Genomic DNA, 20,494 nt, shown 5'->3' on the forward strand with positions numbered 1-20,494 from the left:
AATCGGTACGCGTGGTGCCGCATACGGTCAGTATTGCACAACCGACCGCCGGTACCGCAGTCCCGCGTGCCCGACGAGGCTCATCGTGAGCCAGAACAGCGGCACGACCGGCCAGAAGAACGGTGCGCCCGACGCGGCCCACGCCACGACCAGCAGCGCCCCGAGGAGCGCGACGACGGCGGCGTGCACGCGCAGCGGGGGCGGGAAGCGCCGCTGCGGCACGGGTGCGGCGGGCAGGTCGGCCACGAAGCCGGCCAGCTCGTCGACGTAGGTTGCGGCATAGACGTCGCCGAGGCGTTGTTCTGTTTCAGCGAGGGTGAGACGGCCCTCGGCACTGGCTTGCTGGACACGGGCGGCGATCCGCTCGCGCTCGGTGTCCGAGGCGCGGATCCGGGTTTGGGTGGTCATGGACCCGATCTTCCGCGCCGGAGGAAGGCGCGGCATCGGCTGCCGGGCGACATTCCCGGCTACGTCCTGTGCGGTAGACCGTCGGTGCCCCCGAGTAGCGTGGATCCCCGATGAGCACCCTCTTCGATCTCCCTGCCGAAAAGCCCGCGGCCGCCCCCACCGGCCGCCATGCCGACCTGCTCGCGGACCTGAACCCGGCCCAGCGCGACGCGGTGACCCACGCCGGAGTTCCGCTGCTGGTCGTGGCGGGTGCCGGTTCGGGCAAGACGAGGGTGCTGACCCGGCGGATCGCCTGGCTGCTCGCCCAGCGCGGCGCCCAGCCGGGGCAGATCGTGGCCATCACCTTCACGAACAAGGCCGCCGCCGAGATGCGGGACAGGGTCGGCGAGCTGGTTGGCCGCCGCGCCAACGCGATGTGGGTCTCCACGTTCCACTCGATGTGCGTGCGGTTGCTCCGGCGCGAGGCCAAGACGCTGGGCATGTCCTCGAACTTCTCCATCTACGACTCCGACGACACCAAGCGCCTGATCACGCTGGTGGCCAGGGACCTGGACATCGACCCGAAGCGTTACCCGGCCCGCACGCTCGCGGTGCACATCTCGAACCTGAAGAACGAACTGGTCGACGCCGAGGGCGCGAAGGACAAGGCGACCAACGACCTGGAGCGCCGGGTCGCCGAGGTGTACGCGGAGTACCAGCGGCGGCTGTCGCTGGCCAACGCGATGGACTTCGACGACCTGATCATGCGCACGGTCGAGCTGCTGCAGGTCTTCCCTGACGTGGCCGAGCATTACCGGCGCCGGTTCCGGCACGTGCTGGTCGACGAGTACCAGGACACCAACCACGCGCAGTACACGCTGGTCCGCGAGCTGGTGGGCACCGAGCGCAGCGAGTCCGGCGTCGAGCCCGCCGAGCTGTGCGTGGTGGGTGACGCGGACCAGTCGATCTACGCCTTCCGCGGCGCCACGATCCGCAACATCGAGGAGTTCGAGCGGGACTTCCCCAACGCCCGCACGATCCTGCTGGAGCAGAACTACCGGTCCACGCAGACCATCCTGTCGGCCGCGAACGCGGTCATCTCGCGGAACCCGAACCGGCGCGACAAGCGGCTGTGGACGGACTCGGGCGACGGCGAGCGCATCGGTGGCTACGTCGCGGACAACGAGCACGACGAGGCCGCGTTCGTCGCGGGCGAGATCGACGCGCTGGCCGACAAGGGCGAGGCCCAGTACTCGGACGTGGCCGTGTTCTACCGCACCAACAACCAGTCGCGGGTGTTCGAGGAGATCTTCATCCGGCTCGGCCTGCCGTACCGGGTGGTCGGCGGGGTCCGCTTCTACGAGCGGCGCGAGGTGCGGGACATGCTGGCGTACCTGCGGGTCATCGCCAACTCCGAGGACACGGTGAGCCTGCGCCGGATCCTGAACGTGCCCAAGCGCGGTATCGGGGACAGGGCGGAGGCCGTCATCGCCACGCACGCAGAGCGCGAGCGGATCTCGTTCAACGCGGCGCTGCGGGAGGCGGTCGAGGGCAAGGTCACGCTGCTCAACCCGCGGTCGGCGAAGGCGATCACCGGGTTCGTCGAGCTGCTGGACGGCCTGCGCGAGCTGGCCGACGAGGGCACCGAGGTGGCCGACGTCCTGGAGGCGGTGCTGGACCGCACGGGCTACCGGGCGGAGCTGGAGGAGTCGGACGACCCGCAGGACGCGTCCCGGGTGGAGAACCTGACGGAGCTCGTGACCGTCGCGCGTGAGTTCACCGAGGCGGCGGCGGAGCTGCCCCCGTCCGAGGACGTGGACGCTGGGGCGCCGGAGCCCGGTTCGTTGCCGGCGTTCCTGGAGCGCGTGTCGCTGGTGGCGGACGCGGACTCGATCCCGTCGCCCGACGGCGAGGACGAGGAGGAGGACGCCGGCGTGGTCACGTTGATGACCGTGCACACGGCGAAGGGCCTGGAGTATCCGGTGGTGTTCTGCACCGGGTGGGAGGACGGTGTCTTCCCGCACATGCGGGCGCTGGGCGAGCCGGCGGAGCTGGCCGAGGAGCGGCGCCTGGCGTACGTGGCGATCACCAGGGCGCGGGAGCGGCTGTACCTGTCGAGGGCGATCACGCGCTCGGCGTGGGGGCAGCCGATGACCAACCCGGCTTCGCGGTTCTTCGACGAGATCCCGGCAGAGCTGATCGACTGGCGTCGTGAGGAGCCGGTGTCGTCCGCGGGCTCGTACGGCTCGCCACGGGCGGCTACCACGTGGGGCCGCCGGTCGTTCGGCGGTGACTCGGCTTCCACACGTCCGGCGCCGACCAAGGGCTGGCAGAACACGGTGGCGCTGAAGCTCGATGTCGGGGACAGGGTCAGCCACGACAAGTACGGCCTCGGCACGGTGGTCGAAGCCCAGGGCGAAGGCCCCCGAGCCACGGCGACGATCGACTTCGGCGCGGCGGGCAAGGTGAAGCTGATGCTGATCGGCAGCGTCCCGATGGTGAAGCTGTAGCGGGTTCCGGTTGCGGCGCCGGTTGTGGCGGGGAGCGTCCCCGGCGGGGCGCCCCGCCGGTGGTGGCGGGTTCCGGCTTCCGGCGGGGCACCCCGGCGGTGGCGGGTTCCGTTCCGGCGGAGCGCCTCGGCTGTAGCCGGTTCCGGTTGCGGCTTTCCGGTTCCCGCGGAGCGACTCGGCTGTGGCGGCTTCCGTTCCGGCACCGGTTCCGGCGGAGCGCCTCGGCCGCAGCGGTTTTGGGTTGCGGCTTTCCGGTTCCCGCGGAGCGCTGTAGCGGCTTCTGTTCCGGCGCCAGTTGCGCGGAGCACCTCGGCCGCAACGGCTTCCGGTTCCCGCGGAGCGCCCCGGCCTGTCATGAGGCACCGAGGCGTTCTTTTTGCTCCTGGTCCACGGATCCAGCCACCTGAACGCGTCCGTGAGCACCTGAGCCCGAAAATTGTCGGACCCCTCCGCTATACCTGATCTCGAACACGAGTTCGACCAGGAGGAGGGGTTCCCATGCCAGCGATCATCGAGTCACGCTCGCCCTGGCGCCGGCTCCTGCGCCTTGGCGCACGGGTGTTGAAAGCGGTTTCCGGTGTGCGGTCGCATCGCGTCGGGCGCCAGGCTCCCCCAGACGTCGGAGAGGCCGCCTCCGCGCGCATGAGAAGCCGCCCACGGCAGCCTCCACGCGGGACTTCCCTACAGGCGCACGCCTCGCGCCACGAACACGGGTCTCCGCCGGATACCCGCACGCTGCCGGACGCCGGGGGCCTGAGACCCCACCCGCCGCCAGACAGCGAGGCTGTCTCCGCACGCCTGAGACGCTGCGCGCGACACCCTCCAGACGGGACTTCCCTACACGTACACGCCTCGCGCGGCGAGCCACGGCCGCGGGTCGATCTTCTTCGTCCCGTTCTGCCACACCTCGAAGTGCAGGTGCGGCCCGGTCGCCTGGCCGCGCTCGCCGATCTCGGCGATCTGCTGCCCGCACTTGACCTTCTGGCCCTCGTGCACGGAGAAGGTGTTCATGTGCCCGTAGACCTGAATGGTCCCGTCGGCGAGCTGGATCCGCACCCACAGGCCGAAACCGCTGGCCGGCCCGGCGTCGATCACGGTGCCGTCCGACGCGGCGTAGATCGGCGTGCCGATCGAGTTGGCGATGTCGATGCCGAGGTGGGTCGTGCCCCACCGGGCACCGAAGCCGGAGGTGAACGTGCCGTGCGCGGGCAGGCAGGTCTTCGGGCGGGCGGCCTCTTCGGCGGCGGTCTTCGCGGCGGCGGCGTCGCGCGCTTCGCGATCCTGCGTCACCTGGAGGCTGTTGTTGAGCTTCTGCACCTCGGCGGACGCGTCGGTGTAGTGCGCGGCCGGCACGAGCTCGGGGGCGCCGGCAGGGGCGTCACCACCCAGGGCGAACGAGGCGCTGGCGTCCGCGGCGTTGGCCAGCGGCGTCACGCCCTCGGAGTCGGTGGAGCCGAAGGACTGCAGGGTCTGACCTGCCGCTGCGGCGGCGAAAGCGCCCGCGGCGACAGCGGCGACCACGACCCGGCCACGCAGGGCCGACGGCGGCGCCGGAAATCGGTGTCCACCCCGGACACGGACGACCGCACCGTCCAGTGCGTCATCGAGCTCCGGGGAAGGGGCTTCGCCGCTGGGGGAGCGGTGTCGAGCCAAGACGAGGCCTTCCGTTACTCAGGGGAGTCAAATCGCGAACCCGGGCGGGGACCCGGTGAGCCGACCTCGGGGGTGGTTGGCTCGATGTTCGCTTCGTGACCTGACCGTAATGGGGACCGGGGGACAGTAACGAAGGGAGGTCCTTCTGGGCAAGATGCCGCCGGTTTCTGGGCTGAACGTGTGAGCAGCGCAAGCGCTCTAGCAGGACTGATGACCGAGCGTGGAAGAATGATTACCCCATTTGTGTGAGGTGGATTACGTTTGCTTCCAAGGTGGGGCGGGCACCGCCGCCCCGGGCTGAACCGGTGAACCAAGGCGGACCTTGCTAGCGTTCCGTGGCAATGACCCGGACTCGCTGGACTGTCGCCGACCGGCTCTCGCGGACCGATCCGCGTTCGCCGGACGCCCTCGACGTGCCTTCGGCCACGACGCTGCTCGCCGCCCTCGTTCTCGGCACTCTCGCGGCCCTGCTACTGGCGCTGGGAGCCGTGCTCCCGGTGGTGACCGGCGCCGCCCGCGGTTACGCGAGCGCGCCCCTGCTGATCGTGCTCGCGGTGGCTCCCATGGTGCTGGCGGGCGCCTTCGTGCTCCGCGGACGGCAGGCCGCCGCGGTCGGGGTGCTGGCCGGGGTCGCCGCGCTCGCGCCGGGGCGCGCGGTATTCGACCTGCAGTTCCTGGCCGACCCGTCGGCGGTCTCCCGGCCCGAGCTGTACCGGCCGCTGGAGTTCGCGCTCCCCGGGCCGGGCGCCGGGCTGTGGTTGCTGCTCGCCGGGCACGCCTTGACGATCGCCGCCGGGGTGGTCGCCGTGCGCGCCATCGGGTCACGGCCCGAGCCGGGTTCGGTCGGGCGCGGGCTGCTGCCGATCGGGCTGGTGGCCGCGGGCGTCGCCGCGATCGGCGTGATGATGGCGCCGTTCTCCGGTGACGACGCGTTCATGCCCGTGGGCAGCGCCTTCGAACGGCCCGCCCTGGTGCTGACCGGATGCCTGCTGCTGGCCTTCGCGTTACCCGCGGCGGCCGGGCTCGCGATCAGCTCCGGTACCGGCGGGCTGAGCACGGGCGGCCTGCTGGGGCTCGGCCTCGCCGCGGCGACGGTCGCGCTGCCCGAGCTGGTGTCCGGGCTCGCGGTCACCGGCATCGGCCTGTCGGCCGGGCCTGTCGTCGTGCTGGTCGGGGCGCTCGGATTCGTGGTCGTCGCCTTCCTGCCGCAGGAGAGCACTCCGGCCGAGGTCGCCGACGACGAGGCAGGCGAGGCGAGCCTTCCCGGCTCGCCCCGCCTGCGGATGACCACCGGCGCGCTGGGCCTGGTGACGATGCTCGCCGCGATCGCGGGCACGTTCACCGAGCAGGTGGTCGTCCCCGGGGACCTGCCGGGGCCGGAAAGCCCGTCGCGCTGGCTGCTGCTGGTCGCCGGGCTGCTCGTCGGACTGCTGGGCGCGGCGATGTTCGTGCCCGGGCTCGCCCCGACGGTGCGTCCAGTGCTGTCGGTCGCCTGGGCGGGCGTGCCGCTCGCCGCGACGGCCGTGCTGACCATCGCGATCACGGCGACGGAGCTCGATGCCGGGCTGTCACCCGGGCAGGGCGTGCTGTGGACGTCCGTGGCGGTTGCCGCGGCGGTCGCGACGGCCTGTTTCTCGGTTGTCGCGGGCATGGTCGAACGCGATGACAGCGAAGAAATATCCGACGTGGCACCGGGGCCGAACATGATCACGCCCCTCGTCGCAGGCGGCATCCTCGCCATCGGCGGGTTCGGCACGCCGTCGATCGTGGCGCCGGACTACGTCGAGCCCGCGCTGTGGTCGAACTTCGGCACGCCCTCGTGGGGGCTGCTGCTCGCCCTGCTGACCGTCCTCGGCGCTTGTTTCCTCGCGCCGCGGAGCCGGCCCGCACGAGCGACCGCGCTCCTCGCCGGCGCAACGTGTCTCGCGGCGCTGCGGCTGCTCGAGCTGCCGCTGACCGGGAACCAGATCCCCGGGGCCCACGCCGGCGTCGGCTGGTGGCTCGCGCTCGGCTGTGTCGTGGCTCTCGCGATCGCGACGGTCCTGGCCCCGCGTGGGACGATTCACACCCCCAAAACACGCTCTGGATCCATACGGTGACAGAGTTCACCGGATGTGGCGCCCCGCGCTTCTTCCCAGGTCGCTAGGGTCGTCTCGTCCGGCAGCATGGTTTGCAACAACACGCATCTGGGCTCACCCCGCCCGGGTCAACACAGTGGCGTGTGTCGTCAGGAGACTGGAGTAGTGGACCTCTACGAGTACCAGGCGAAGGATCTCTTCGCCGCCCATGGTGTGCCGGTTTTGCCCGGTGCCGTTGCGAGTACCCCGGAAGAAGCGCAGGCTGCTGCCGAGAGGATCGGTGGTCAGGTTGTGGTGAAGGCTCAGGTGAAGACTGGGGGTCGGGGTAAGGCTGGTGGTGTGAAGCTGGCCAAGGATCCGGTCGAGGCGAGGGAGAAGGCGGATGCCATCCTCGGGTTGGACATCAAGGGCCATATCACGCGCCGTGTGTTGGTGACCGAGGCGTCCGATATTGCGGAGGAGTATTACTTTTCCTTCCTGCTGGACCGCACGAACCGCACCTTCCTGGCGATGGCCTCGGCCGAGGGGGGTATGGAGATCGAGCAGTTGGCTGTGGAGCGGCCGGACGCGCTCGCGAAGGTCCCGGTCGACCCGATCGCGGGGGTGGATAAGGCGAAGGCGTTGGAGATCCTGACCGAGGGCCGCTTCCCTGAGGTGATCAAGGAGCGGGCCGCGGACGCGGTGGTGAAGCTGTGGGAGACCTTCGTCGCCGAGGACGCCACTCTGGTGGAGGTCAACCCGCTGGTCCGCGATCCGCAGGACAGGATCGTCGCCCTGGATGGCAAGGTCACCCTGGATGAGAACGCTTCCTTCCGCCACCCGGGGCACGAGGAGTTGGTGGACAAGCAGGCCGAGGACCCGTTGGAGGCCAAGGCCAAGGCGAAGGACCTCAACTATGTCAAGCTCGACGGTGAGGTCGGCATCATCGGTAACGGTGCCGGGCTGGTGATGTCCACTCTGGATGTGGTCGCCTACGCCGGGGAGCGCCATGGTGGGGTGAAGCCGGCGAACTTCCTCGACATCGGTGGCGGTGCGTCGGCGGAGGTGATGGCCGCGGGGCTGGACGTCATCCTCAACGACCCGGCCGTGAAGAGCGTGTTCGTGAACGTGTTCGGCGGTATCACCGCTTGTGACGCGGTCGCGACCGGCATTGTGGAGGCGTTGAAGATCCTGGGTGACGAGGCCACCAAACCGTTGGTCGTCCGGCTCGATGGCAACAACGTCGACGAAGGCCGCCGGATCCTCAACGACGCCAACCACCCGCTGGTCACCCAGGTGGACACCATGGACAACGCGGCGGACAAGGCTGCCGAGCTCGCGGCGGCAGGAGCGTAAGACAATGTCGATTTTCCTTGACTCCCACAGCAAGATCATCGTGCAGGGCATCACCGGGTCCGAGGGCACCAAACACGCGACCAAGATGCTGCAGGCCGGGGCGAACATCGTCGGCGGGGTGAACGCCCGCAAGGCCGGGCAGACCGTCACCATCGCCGGTAAGGACCTCACCGTGTTCGGCACGGTCGAGGAAGCCATCAAGGAGACCGGCGCCGACGTGTCGGTCATTTTCGTGCCGCCGAAGTTCGCCAAGGACGCCGTGATCGAGGCCATCGACGCCGAGATCCCGCTGGCCGTGGTGATCACCGAGGGCATCCCGGTGCACGACTCCGCCTACTTCTGGGCGCACGCCGTGGCGAAGGGCAACACCACCCGCATCATCGGCCCGAACTGCCCCGGCGTCATCTCCCCCGGCAAGTCCAACGCCGGCATCATCCCAGCCGACATCACCGGCCCCGGCAAGATCGGCCTGGTGTCCAAGTCCGGCACCCTGACCTACCAGATGATGTACGAACTACGTGACATCGGGTTCTCCACCGCGGTCGGGATCGGCGGGGACCCGGTCATCGGCACCACCCACATCGACGCCCTCGAAGCCTTCCAGAACGACCCCGACACCGAGGTCATCGTCATGATCGGCGAGATCGGCGGCGACGCCGAAGAACGCGCCGCCACCTACATCAACCAGAACGTGACCAAACCCGTCGTCGGATACGTCGCGGGCTTCACCGCCCCCGAAGGCAAAACCATGGGCCACGCCGGCGCCATCGTCTCCGGCTCCGCCGGCACCGCCCAAGCCAAAAAAGAAGCCCTCGAAGCCGCAGGCGTCAAAGTCGGCAAAACACCCTCCGAAACCGCCGACCTCGCCCGAGAGCTGTACAACAACCTGCACTGATCTGCGGTTGATGTGAAACGGCCGGGCGCCCGCACAAGGGCGCCCGGCCGTTTCACTGTTCGAAGCAGCACTGGCCTGCGGTTCACAGCCAACTCGACGCAACCGTTTGCCACTGCCGCACGTCGGATAGCCGAGGGGTGGCCAGGACGTTCCGGTGCGCTAGCGTTTTCCGGACATATCGGTCACCTACCTTTTCGGGCAACACGACAGGAGAGCACGGCATGACCTTCCCCAGTGGTGGGCCGGGTTACCCCCAGCAGGGTGGCGGCGCACAACCCAATCCCCAGGCCCCCGGCCCCGGTGGCTTCCCGCAGCAGCAGGGAGCGCCCAGCCTGTCGTCGATCAACCTGCCCATGGTGCTCACCCTGGTCGTGGCGGTGCTCGGCATCGTCAACTACTTCATCGGCTTCTCCGAGGAAGCCTCCGGCTCCGACCAGGCGCTGCTGTTCCTGCTGGTCGGCGGCCTGCTCGCAGGCCTTTCGATGCTCCCGCGCGGGCCGAAGGCGCTCCCGTTCGCGGTGCTGTTCAGCGTGCTCGGCGGGCTCTACGCGATCCTGTCGGTCGTCCGCGTGCCCTCCGGCGCCGACACGCCCGGCATCATGACCGTCATCCTGATCCTGGGCATCCTGCAGCTGCTGGTCGCGGTGGCCGCGCTGCTGTTCGAGTACAACGTGCTCAAGCTGCCTGCCACCGGTCAGCGCCCCGCCTACCCGCCCTACGGCCAGCCCGGCCCGTACGGTCAGCCGCAACAGGGCCCGGAGCAGCAGGGCGGCCCGCAGGGCACGCAGTTCGTCCCGCCGGTGGCGCCGCAGTCGACGGTCTACGCCCCGCAGCACGGCCAGTTCTACCAGCCGCAGCAGCCGGAGTCCGGGCCCCAGCAGCAACAGCAGCAGCCGGGCACCGGTACCCCGCCCGGTGGGTTCGGTCAGCAGAGCTGACGCCGGCCGGTTACCCGAAGAAGCAGGCCGAAGGGCACCACCACGACAGTGGCGGTGCCCTTCACGGCATCCTGAACGGGAATAACTCCTCCGGGTGACGTGTGCGGGGGCCCACGTGACGCGGGCGGCGTGCCTCACCCGGACGGCGCAGTGCAAATGCGAAGGTGCGAAGCATGCAGTTGCTCACCCCGCCTTCCCCTGCCGAGGAAGAGGTGAACGACCTGCGCGACACGGGTGAGCTGAGCGGCGCGGCACGCGCGAAGGTCGTCATCGCGGCCGCGTTCGGGCCGCTGATCGCCGGCTATGCCCTCGTCGTCGCGCTGTTCGCGCTGGTCACGGCGCTCGCGTCGATCGCGCGCTTCTCCGTCCTCGGCGTCCTGCGCGCCGCGGCCCCCGGACTGCTCGCGGCCTATCAGGTGCCGGTCACGATCGCGGGCAGCAACCTGGGAGTGCTGCCGCTGCTCGCCACCGTCGGCGTCGGTGCGCTGGTCGCCGGTTCGGCCGCGCACGCCGCCGGCCGTCTCCGTTATCGCGAGCCGGGGCAGGCGGTGAACGTGGTGGCGCCCATCGCCGCGACGCACGCACTGGCCGGGATCACGGTCGCGCTCACCGTCGACACCGTGCGGGTCAGCATCGAACCCCTCACCGCGTTCCTGGTGCCCGGGTTCGTCGCCGCCGTGGCCGCGACGGCGGGTGTCGCGAGGCGTTGTGGCATCGCGGCGGCCGCACGTGACTACCTGGACCCGGTCGCACTGCGCGGGCTGCGGGCGGGAGCGCTCGGGATGGTGGGCCTGTTCGCGGTCGGGGCGCTGGTGTTCACGGTCGGTCTCGGTGCCTCCGTGCACACGGCCGCGACCCTGTTCTCGAGCAACTCTCCCGGGTTCGGCAGTGGCGTCGGCATGCTGCTGCTGTCCGTTGGCTACCTGCCCAACGCCATCGTGGCCACGCTCTCGTTCGTCGCGGGGCCGGGGTTCTCCCTGGGTTCGGTCTCGCTGACCCCGTTCGCCTACCAGGGCGGGAACGTGCCCGGGCTGCCCTTGCTCGCGGGGATGCCCGAGCACGCCGCGCGGTGGTGGCCGGTGTTGATGCTGCTGCCCGCAGCGGTCGGGGTGTTCGTCGGCTGGTCGCTGCGGCACAGCGACGAGGACCCGCGGGCCCGGCTGCGCACGGTCGGCATCGCCGGTGCGCTGATCGGGTTCGGCTGCGTCCTGCTCGGCATGCTCGCGGGCGGCAGGCTCGGTGCCGGCAGCTTCAACCCGGTCTCGGTGCCGGTCGGGCTCCTGTCGGTGGCCGCGTTCGGCTGGATCGTCGTGCCCGGAGGGCTGGTGGCCTGGCTCGCCGGCCCGCATCGTGTCCCCGCGCCGGTCGTCGTAGAGGAACCCGAACCCGAGGACTTCGACGACTCCGAGGAGCTTGAGGAGCCGGCGGAACTCGAGGACGTCGACGAGGCCGAGGAGCCTGAAGAAGCCGACGAGAGCGACGAAGCCGACGAGCCGGAAGAGGCCGAAGAGCCCGAAGAAGACGAAGGCGACGACGCCGCCGAGGAGTCCCCGCCCACCTCCGAGGAGCCCGAACAGCCCAGCTAGGCTGGGGTGGACGTACCCGCGGGTGAAGGAGAGGCGTTGGAGTCCAATCGGTTGGACCTGCCCACGCCGGTGAAGGTGGTCGTGCTCGCGTCCGGTTCGGGCACGCTCATGCAGGCACTCATCGAAGCCACCCGTCGGCCGGGATATCCGGCCGACGTGGTCGCCGTCGGCACCGATCGCGCCGGTGCCGAAGCGCTGACCAAGGCCGAACGCGCGGACGTGCCCCATTTCAGCGTGCGGCTGAGCGACCATCCCGACCGCGCCGCCTGGGACAAGGCGCTCGCCGAGGCGGTCGGCGCCTACGAGCCCGATCTCGTGGTGTCCGCGGGCTTCATGAAGCTGCTGGGCAACGACTTCCTCGCTCGTTTCGCCAACCGGGTGATCAACACGCATCCCGCGCTGCTGCCGTCGTTCCCCGGCATGCACGCGGTGGCCGACGCACTGGCCATGGGGGTCAAGGTGAGCGGGTCCACGGTGCACTTCGTGGACGCGGGAATGGACACCGGCCCGATCATCGCGCAGGAGGCCGTCGTGGTCGAGACCGACGACGACGAGGCCCGGCTGCACGAACGGATCAAGGTGGTCGAGCGGCGACTGCTCGTCGAAGTGGTGGAGCGGCTGGGCCGGGGAGGATGCACTGTGGACGGACGAAAGGTGATTTTCCGGTGACTGGACGGCGGGCGGTCAAGCGGGCCCTGATCGGTGTTTCGGACAAGGCGGGCCTGCTGGAGCTCGGCACCGGCCTGCACGCCGCGGGGGTGGAGATCGTGTCCACCGGCGGCACGGCCAGGACGCTGGCCGACGCCGGGGTGCCGGTCACCCCGGTCGAGCAGGTCACCGGGTTCCCGGAGTCCTTCGACGGCCGGGTGAAGACGCTGCACCCGCGCGTGCACGCCGGCCTGCTGGCAGACCGGGACCGGCCCGAGCACGTCGAGCAGCTGCGCGAGCTGGACATCGCGCCGTTCGACCTGCTGGTGGTGAACCTCTACCCGTTCCGGGAGACGGTCGCGTCCGGTGCGAGCCCGGAGGACTGCGTCGAGAACATCGACATCGGCGGCCCGGCGATGGTTCGCGCGGCGGCGAAGAACCACGGCAGCGTCGCTGTCGTCGTCGACCCGAAGCGTTACGACTGGGTGCTGGAGCGCGTGCGCGACGGCGGGTTCGACTTCGAGGACCGCAAGCGGCTCGCGGCGCAGGCCTACGCGCACACGGCCGCCTATGACATGGCCGTGTCCGCCTGGTTCGCCAACGTCTACGCGCCCGCGGACGACTCCGGGTTCCCGGACGTCACCGGTGCGACCTGGGAGCGCGGGGAGATCCTGCGCTACGGGGAGAACCCGCACCAGAAGGCCGCGGTGTACACGCACTGGCGGGACGGGCTGGCGCACGCCGAGCAGCTGCACGGCAAGGCCATGTCCTACAACAACTACGTCGACACCGATGCCGCGCGCCGGGCCGCCGCGGACTTCGCCGAGCCCGCGGTCGCGATCATCAAGCACGCCAACCCGTGCGGTATCGCGGTCGGCGCCGATGTCGCGGAGGCGCACCGGAAGGCGCACGCGTGCGACCCGGTGTCCGCGTACGGCGGGGTGATCGCCAGCAACCGGCCGGTCACCCTGGCGGCGGCCGAGCAGATCGCCGAGGTGTTCACCGAGGTGGTGCTCGCCCCGTCCTTCGACGAAGACGCGCTGGAAGTGTTGCAGCGCAAGAAGAACATCCGTCTGCTGCGGCTGCCGGAACTGCGCAACCCGGACCCGGTCGAGTTCCGGCCGATCTCCGGCGGCATGCTCGTGCAGACCGTCGACCGGATCGACGCCCCCGGTGACGACCCGGCGAACTGGACGCTGGCCACCGGCGAGGCGGCGGACGAGGAGACGCTCGCCGACCTGGAGTTCGCCTGGCGGGCGCTGCGCGCGGTGAAGTCGAACGCGATCCTGCTCGCCAACGGCCGCGCGACGGTCGGGGTCGGCATGGGGCAGGTCAACCGGGTCGACTCGTCGCGGCTGGCGGTGCAGCGGGCCGGTGAGCGGGCCAAGGGCTCGGTCGGGGCCTCGGATGCCTACTTCCCGTTCCCGGACGGGCTCGAGGTGCTGCTCGAGGCCGGGGTGCGGGCGGTCGTGCAGCCGGGCGGGTCGATCCGCGACCCGGAGGTCATCGCCGCTGCCGAGGAGGCCGGCGTGACCCTGTACCTGACTGGTACCCGCCACTTCACGCACTGAGTTTTTCCCTGGCGCCGCGCGGGTTTTCCGCGCGGCGCCGTCGTGTCTCCGCTTCGGCTTGACAGTGGGCTGAGGGCGTTGCAGACTGAGTGAGTCGAACTGGTGTTCGACTCACCGCCTTCCCCGCGGTGACCATTTCCCACCCTTGCGCGGCCTGCCCGCGACGGGTCGGGAGGCGTCCTCGTGGGGAGGTGGAGTGCGTGTCGGTCGCGAAGCTGGCGGCTTTGCCCGGGGTACGCAGAGCGAGCGAGTTGGCCGGGCGCACGCCCAGAAGCCGGGACGCTTCGGGTTCCCTCGGTGCCGGGCTGTTGGATGGGGATCCGGCGGTTGCGGTTGATCGTGTGGCGCCAGGCGGGGGCTCGGGGGCTGGTTTGCCGGATGGGGATCCGGTAGTTGCGGCTGGAAACGGGTTTGCGGCGCCGGGCGGGGGCCTGGCGGCTGGTCTGCCGGATGGTGTGGCGCCGTCGATCGGGGGCGGTGTTGCCGAGCGCGTGGCGCCGGGCGGAGGCCTGGCGGTTGCGGGCGGTGCTCTGTTGCCGGATGGGGATCCGGCGGTTGCGGCTGATCGTGTGGCGCCGGGCGGCGGCCTGGCGGCTGCGAGCGGCGCTGGGCTGCCGAGGGGTTCGCGGGCCGTTGCTGAGGATGCTGTCCACCCGGGCGGGGACCTGACGGCGTTTTCCTCGGCTCGGGTGAGTGGTGCGGCTCCGGCGTCGGGATCGAGCGGTTCCGTGGTGCGCACCGGCCTCCCGGAACATGCAGCGGCTTCGGGGATCGGCCTGGTCACCGAACGAGCAGGTTCGTCGATCTCGGCTTTTTCCGGGGCCTCACGGCGATCCGGTGGTCGGTCGGGAGCGGTCACCGCCGTTGAACTGGCGGCCTTGCCGGGTGTCAGCACGGCCAGCGGGGTGGCCGTCGCCCGGGCGAGGGCGCAGGTGACGGGGCGGGTGCTCCCCGTCCGGCGGGAACTGCGGGACCTGTTGCCCGAAGGCGGCCTTCGCCGTGGCAGCACGGTCGCGGTGCGCGGCTCGACCTCACTGCTGCTCGCGTTGCTGGCCGAGGCCACCGCGACGGGGTCTTGGGCGGCCGCGGTGGGGATGCCGGACCTCGGCCTGGTGGCAGCGGGAGAGCTCGGGGTCGAGGTCGGTCGGCTGGCGCTGGTGCCACGGCCCGGGGTGGAGCTCGCCTCGGTGACCGCAGCGCTGCTCGACGGCATGGACCTCGTCGCGGTCGTCCCGGGCGGCACGGCTTCCTCGGTGGCGCGGCGGCTTTCGGCGCGGGCGCGACACCGGGGGGCCGTGCTGTTGTCGCTGGGACCGTGGCCGGGCGCGGACCTGGAGCTCGGCTACGAGACCGGGGAGTGGACGGGCCTCGCCTCGGGGGCGGGGCATCTGCGGGCCAGGCAGGCTGACATCCGCGTCGCCGGCCGGGGCTCCGCGGCACGCCCGCGCTACGCCGAACTGATGCTGCCGGGGCCGGCGGAAGCGACCGACCACCGCGCCCCGGCTCCCCGCTTCGCCTGGATGATCGAGCCGGCCTCGGTGCAGGAGCCCGCCTCGGCTGCCGGGGCCGGCGGGATGGGCGAGGCCGCCGTGGCTGCCGGGCCCGGCTGGGCGGAGGCTGCCTCTGGTCGTGGGGCTGCCTCGGGGTGGGAAGTCCGTGCGGCTTCCCACCCCGCCGAGCTGCCCACGGCCGAAGCCGCGTGGCCGGAAGGCGCCATCCCCACCGCGCGAGACGGCTGGGACGCCACCGAAGCCCGGTGCGGCGATGGCTGGGACCCCGCACCCCGCCCCGCCTGGGACTCCGCCACCGCCGCACCCCACCCCGCCTGGGAAAACGACGGCCTCTGGGCCGAGGAGGGGGTGGGATGAACCTCCCCGTGCGCATGCTCGTCGTGTGGTGTCCGGACTGGCCGGCGGTCGCCGCGGGGCTTGCCGCCGCCGTACCGGCGCACCTGCCCGCCGCGGTGTTCTCCGCCAACCGCGTCGTCGCCTGCTCCGCCCCCGCGCGCGCCGCCGGGGTCCGGCGTGGCATGCGGCGCCGCGACGCGCAGTCCCGCTGTCCCGAACTCACGGTCTTCGCCACGGACGAGGGGCGGGACGCGCGGCTGTTCGAGCCCGTCGCGGCCGCCGTGGAGGAGCTCGCCGTCGGCGTCGAGGTGGTGCGGCCGGGCCTGCTGGCCGTACCGGTCGACGGGGCGGCCGGCTACTTCGGCGGCGAGCAGGCCCTCGCCGAACTACTCATGGACCAGGTGTCCGGCCGCGCGGGTGTCGAGTGCCAGATCGGCGTCGCCGACGGGCTGTTCGGCGCCACGCTCGCCGCGCACCGCTCGGCCATCGTCGACCGGGGATCCACAAAGGACTTCCTCGCCCCGCTGGGCATCACCGAGCTCGACCAGCCGGAGTCCGACCGCGCCGAGCTCGTGGACCTGTTGCGCCGCCTGGGTTTGCGCACCCTCGGCGCGTTCGCTGCGCTCACCGAGCGGGACGTGGTCTCCCGCTTCGGCAATCCCGGCCTGCTCGCACACCGCCTCGCGGGCGGCCTGTCCGAACGCCCGCCGCACCGCCGCCGCCCGCCGCCGGAACTGTCCGTCCCCAAGGAGTTCGACCCCCCGCTGGACCGGGTGGACGCCGCCGCGTTCATGGCCAGGACCCTCGCCGAGCGGTTCCACGCCGGGCTCGCCGCACACGGCCTTGCCTGCACCCGCCTCGGCATCTACGCCACCACCGAAAACGGCGAGGAGCTGAGCCGGGTGTGGCGCTGCGCGGAACCGCTGACCCCGCAAGGCATCGCCGACCGGGTCCGCTGGCAGTTCGAAGGCTGGCTGCGCGCCGACGTCCGCGACCGGCCCACCGCCGGGGTCGCCAGGCTGCGGCTCGAACCGGAGGAGACCGTCGAGGGCAATTCCCTGCAGCTCGGTCTCTGGCGCGGCGGCGCACACGGCATGTCCGACGAGCAGGACGAGCGGGCGGGCCGGGCGCTCGTCCGCGTACAGGGCTTGCTGGGCCCGGAAAGCGTGTTCACCGCCGTGCTCGACGGCGGCCGCGGCCCCGCCGAACGGGTCCGGCTGGTGCCGTGGGGCGACCAGCGAGAGGCGACGAGCCCGCCGGAGACGGCGTGGCCGGGCCGGTTGCCGCAACCGTCCCCGGCGACGGTGTTCGCCGAGCCGGTGCCGGCGCGGGTGAAGGACGCGGCAGGCGAAGAGGTCTCGCTCACCCGCCGCCGCGAGCTCACCGCCCCGCCGTCCGTGGTCGCACTGCCCGGCACCAAGCCGCGGCAGGTCCTGGACTGGGCCGGCCCGTGGGTGGTCGAGCCCCGCTGGGGCGGCACCGGCAGTCAGGTCCGGATCCAGGTGCTGCTGGCCGGCGAGCCGGCACTGGCCGTGTTGCTCACCAGAACCGACGAGAAATGGACCGTCGAAGGGATGTACGACTGATGGAAGACGAGTTTCTCCGCGACATCCGGCTGTGGCTGCTGCGCGTGGACCAGGCGCTGGAGCCCGTGGAACCGGAGATCCCGCTGCCCCGGCTCCCGCTGGACTGACCCGTGGGCTGGAACAACCCCGCCGTCCCGTGGCGGCAGCTGGAACGGACGCTCAGCGGCGATCCGGCGCCCGTCGACGGCGGCGACAGCCCGGCGTGGAGCCGGAAGCGGGAGGGCTACCTGCGGCCGACGGACTTCCCGGCCCTGCGCGCGAACGACCTGTCCGGCGGCCGTGAGCGCGTGTCGTACGCCGAGCTGCACTGCCACTCCAACTTCAGTTTCCTCGACGGCGCCAGCGATCCCGAGGAGCTCGTGGAGGAGGCGGCGCGGCTGGAGCTGGACGCGATCGCGCTCACCGACCACGACGGCATGTACGGCGTGGTGCGGTTCGCCGACGCGGCACGGGAGCTCGGCGTCAAGACGGTGTTCGGCACCGAGCTGAGCTTCGGCCTTTCCGGGCCGCAGAACGGGGTCGCCGATCCGGAGGGCGAGCATCTGCTGCTGCTCGCCAAGCGGGAAGACGGGTACGCCGCGCTGTGCCGGGCGATCACCGCGGGCCAGTTGCACGGGCACGACGTGGAGCTGCCCAAGGCGCAGCGGGCGGAGAAGGGCCGTCCGGTGTACGACCTGGCGGCCGTGGCCGCGGAGGTGCGCGAGCAGGTCGTGGTGCTCACCGGCTGCCGCAAGGGCTCGGTGCGCCGGGCGTTGCTGCGGGAGGGGCCGGCCGGGGCGGCCAGGGAGATCCGGCGGCTGATGGAGCTGTTCGGGCCCGAGCAGGTGTTCGTCGAGCTGCTGGACCACGGTCATCCCGAGGACAGCACGCACAACGACGTCCTGGCCGCGCTCGCCGAAAGCCTGGGGGTGCTGACGGTCGCCACCAACGCCGTGCATTACGCGACCCCCGACCGCAGCAGGCTCGCCGGGGCGATGGCGGCGATCCGCGCGCGGCGCGGGCTCGACGAGATGGAGGGCTGGCTGCCCGCCGCCGGGATGGCGTTCCTGCACTCGGGCGAGGAGATGGCGCAGCGGTTCGCGCGTTACCCGGGTGCCGTGCAGCGCGCGGCGGTGCTGGGCCTGGAATGCGCCTTCGACCTGAAGCTGATGGCGCCGGACCTGCCGCCGTTCGACATCCCCGAGGGGCACACCGAGGCGACCTTCCTGCGCGAGGAGGTGTACGCGGGGGCGCGCAAGGAGTACGGCACACGGGAGGAGCGCCCGGACGCGTACGCGCAGATCGAGCACGAGCTGGAGATCATCGAGAAGCTGAACTTCCCCGGCTACTTCCTCATCGTCTGGGACATCGCGAAGTTCTGCCGCGAGAACGGGATCCTCTGCCAGGGCCGGGGATCCGCGGCGAACTCCGCGGTCTGCTACGCGCTGGGCATCACCAAGGTCGACTCGGTGAAGTGGAACCTGCTGTTCGAACGGTTCCTCGCGCCGGACCGCGACGGCTACCCCGACATCGACCTGGACATCGAGTCCGACCGCCGCGAGGAGGCCATCCAGTACGTCTACGCCAAACACGGGCGCCTGCGCGCGGCCCAGGTGGCGAACGTGATCACCTACCGTGCGAAGTCCGCGGTGCGCGACGCCGCCCGCGCGCTGGGTCACTCGCCGGGCCAGCAGGACGCGTGGAGCAAGCAGATCGACCGCTGGGGGCCGCTGCGAATCACCAAGGACGACCACGACCACGACATCCCGGTGCCGGTGCTGGAACTGGCGGGCGCGCTGGAGGACTTCCCGCGGCACCTCGGCATCCACTCCGGCGGCATGGTGATCTGCGACCGGCCGGTGAGCGAGGTGTGCCCGATCGAATGGGCGCGCATGGAGAACCGCAGCGTGCTGCAGTGGGAGAAGGACGACTGCGCGTCCGCGGGCCTGGTCAAGTTCGACCTGCTCGGCCTCGGCATGCTCTCCGCGCTGCGCTACATGCTCGAAATGGTGGCCGAGCACAAGGGCGTCGAAATAGATCTGGGCAAGCTGGACCTGGACGACCGGAACATCTACGAAATGCTGCAGCGGGCCGACGCGATCGGCGTTTTCCAGGTGGAGAGCCGGGCGCAGATGGCGACGTTGCCCAGGCTCAAACCCGAGGAGTTCTACGACCTCGCGATCGAGGTCGCGCTGATCCGGCCCGGTCCGATCCAGGGCGGTTCGGTGCATCCCTACATCCGCCGCAAGAACGAGGTGGAGAAATGGGACTTCGACCATCCGCTGCTGAAGAACGCGCTCGGCAAGACCTACGGGGTGCCGCTGTTCCAGGAGCAGATGATGCAGATCGCGCTGGACGTCGCCGATTTCACCGCCGCCGAGGCCGACGAGCTCCGGCACGCGATGGGCTCCAAGAGGTCCACGAAGAAAATGGAACGGCTGCGCCGCCGCTTTTACGACGGGGCCGCGAAGAAAGGCATCGGGGAGGAGCTCGCCGGGCGCATCTTCCAGAAGATGAAGGCGTTCTCGAACTTCGGTTTCCCGGAAAGCCACGCGCTGAGCTTCGCCTATCTCGTCTTCGCCAGCGCCCATTTCAAGTACTACCACCCGGACGCGTTCTGCGCGGGACTGCTGCGCGCGCAGCCGATGGGGTTCTATTCGCCGCAGTCGCTCGTCGCCGACGCGCGGCGGCACGGGGTCACCGTGCGCGGCCCGGACGTCAACGCCAGCCTGCCGTACGCCACCCTCGAACCCGACGGGGCGGGGAAGCACGCGGTGCGCGTGGGGCTCGCGACGGTGCGGCTGATCGGCCAGACGCTCGCCGAAAACCTTGTCGCGGAACGGGAAAGCGGCGGCCCGTTCCGCGACATGGCCGATGTGGCGCGGCGGGTGCGGCTGACCAGGCCGCAGGTCGAGGCGCTGGCCACCGCGGGCGCCTTCGGCTGTTTCCCGGAGGTCGCCGGCGACCGGCGGCGAGCGCTGTGGGCGGCCGGCGCCGTCGCCGAGGAACGGCCGGAGAAGCTGCCGGGCAGCGTCGTCGGCACCAGCGCCCCCACCCTGCCCGGGATGGACGAGATCGACCTCGCGGTCGCCGACGTCTGGGCCACCGGCATGTCCCCGGACAGCTTCCCCACGCAGTTCATCCGCGACCGGCTCGACGCGCTCGGCGTGGTCCCGGCGGCGAAGCTCGCCGACGTGGAGAACGGCAAGCGGGTGCTCATCGGCGGCGCGGTCACCCACCGGCAGCGGCCGGCGACCGCGGGCGGCATCACGTTCCTCAACATCGAGGACGAGACGGGCATGGTGAACGTCATCTGCACCGCCGGGCTGTGGGGCCGCTACCACCGGATCGCCCGCGGCAGCTCGGCGATGCTGATCCGCGGGGTCGTGGAGCGGGCCGAGGGGGTGGTGAGCATCCTCGCCGACCGGTTGCAGAACCTGCCGATGCGGATCCCGTCGAAGTCGCGGGACTTCCGGTGAGC

At 71.1% G+C, this 20,494-nt stretch carries 14 protein-coding genes; 12 read left to right on the plus strand and 2 right to left on the minus strand.

Annotation, left to right across the window (positions count from 1 at the left end; all coding sequences use genetic code 11):
* Positions 1 to 27: 27 nt before the first annotated feature.
* Positions 28 to 408 (minus strand): DUF1707 SHOCT-like domain-containing protein, encoded by a 381-nt coding sequence (locus LWP59_RS03605; protein WP_144643830.1) that lies wholly within the window; start codon positions 406 to 408, stop codon positions 28 to 30.
* A 110-nt stretch (positions 409 to 518) separates the two neighbouring features.
* Between LWP59_RS03605 and pcrA the strand changes: the two genes are divergently transcribed.
* Positions 519 to 2,897 carry a DNA helicase PcrA gene (gene pcrA, locus LWP59_RS03610; protein WP_144643831.1) on the plus strand — a complete coding sequence of 793 codons (2,379 nt, stop codon included), beginning with the start codon at positions 519 to 521 and terminating at the stop codon, positions 2,895 to 2,897.
* 837 nt (positions 2,898 to 3,734) lie between these two features.
* Here the strand turns inward: pcrA and LWP59_RS03615 are convergent.
* The gene (locus tag LWP59_RS03615) at positions 3,735 to 4,418 is read right to left on the minus strand and encodes a M23 family metallopeptidase (RefSeq protein WP_144643832.1); all 684 of its coding nucleotides are present in this window, start codon (positions 4,416 to 4,418) and stop codon (positions 3,735 to 3,737) included.
* Positions 4,419 to 4,891: 473 nt separating this feature from the next.
* Here LWP59_RS03615 and LWP59_RS03620 point away from each other — a divergent pair, with 473 nt between their 5' ends.
* The 11 genes from LWP59_RS03620 (at position 4,892) to LWP59_RS03670 (ending at position 20,492) form a co-directional block, all read left to right on the plus strand.
* Complete coding sequence (locus LWP59_RS03620; RefSeq protein WP_144643833.1) at positions 4,892 to 6,649, plus strand: hypothetical protein; 1,758 nt, start codon at positions 4,892 to 4,894, stop codon at positions 6,647 to 6,649.
* A gap of 144 nt (positions 6,650 to 6,793) precedes the next feature.
* Positions 6,794 to 7,963 (plus strand): ADP-forming succinate--CoA ligase subunit beta, encoded by a 1,170-nt coding sequence (gene sucC, locus LWP59_RS03625; RefSeq protein WP_233921971.1) that lies wholly within the window; start codon positions 6,794 to 6,796, stop codon positions 7,961 to 7,963.
* A 4-nt stretch (positions 7,964 to 7,967) separates the two neighbouring features.
* Positions 7,968 to 8,858: a succinate--CoA ligase subunit alpha gene (sucD, locus tag LWP59_RS03630; RefSeq protein ID WP_233921972.1), complete on the plus strand. Its 891-nt coding sequence runs from the start codon at positions 7,968 to 7,970 to the stop codon at positions 8,856 to 8,858.
* A gap of 221 nt (positions 8,859 to 9,079) precedes the next feature.
* Positions 9,080 to 9,796 (plus strand): DUF5336 domain-containing protein, encoded by a 717-nt coding sequence (locus LWP59_RS03635; RefSeq protein WP_144646147.1) that lies wholly within the window; start codon positions 9,080 to 9,082, stop codon positions 9,794 to 9,796.
* A gap of 173 nt (positions 9,797 to 9,969) precedes the next feature.
* Entirely contained in the window at positions 9,970 to 11,382 is a 1,413-nt protein-coding gene (locus LWP59_RS03640; RefSeq protein ID WP_186383654.1) for a cell division protein PerM, read from the plus strand.
* Positions 11,383 to 11,433: 51 nt separating this feature from the next.
* A complete protein-coding gene (gene purN / locus LWP59_RS03645) occupies positions 11,434 to 12,051 on the plus strand; it encodes a phosphoribosylglycinamide formyltransferase (protein ID WP_144646149.1) in 618 nt (205 codons plus the stop codon).
* The gene (gene purH / locus LWP59_RS03650; protein ID WP_144646145.1) at positions 12,015 to 13,601 is read left to right on the plus strand and encodes a bifunctional phosphoribosylaminoimidazolecarboxamide formyltransferase/IMP cyclohydrolase; all 1,587 of its coding nucleotides are present in this window, start codon (positions 12,015 to 12,017) and stop codon (positions 13,599 to 13,601) included. The genes purN and purH overlap by 37 nt, the downstream gene beginning before the upstream one ends.
* A 393-nt stretch (positions 13,602 to 13,994) precedes the next feature.
* Entirely contained in the window at positions 13,995 to 14,270 is a 276-nt protein-coding gene (locus tag LWP59_RS03655) for a hypothetical protein (protein WP_144646143.1), read from the plus strand.
* Positions 14,271 to 14,479: 209 nt separating this feature from the next.
* Positions 14,480 to 15,469, plus strand: coding sequence for a hypothetical protein (locus tag LWP59_RS40870; RefSeq protein ID WP_373299974.1), 990 nt, complete (start codon positions 14,480 to 14,482; stop codon positions 15,467 to 15,469).
* On the plus strand, positions 15,466 to 17,034 hold the full coding sequence (locus LWP59_RS03665) for a DNA polymerase Y family protein (RefSeq protein WP_229858389.1): 1,569 nt from the start codon (positions 15,466 to 15,468) through the stop codon (positions 17,032 to 17,034). The genes LWP59_RS40870 and LWP59_RS03665 overlap by 4 nt, the downstream gene beginning before the upstream one ends.
* Before the next feature lie 110 nt (positions 17,035 to 17,144).
* The gene (locus LWP59_RS03670; RefSeq protein ID WP_144645104.1) at positions 17,145 to 20,492 is read left to right on the plus strand and encodes an error-prone DNA polymerase; all 3,348 of its coding nucleotides are present in this window, start codon (positions 17,145 to 17,147) and stop codon (positions 20,490 to 20,492) included.
* The last annotated feature ends 2 nt before the right edge of the window (positions 20,493 to 20,494 follow it).

The sequence above is a fragment of the Amycolatopsis acidiphila genome (assembly GCF_021391495.1).
Taxonomy (GTDB): Bacteria; Actinomycetota; Actinomycetes; order Mycobacteriales; family Pseudonocardiaceae; genus Amycolatopsis_E; species Amycolatopsis_E acidiphila.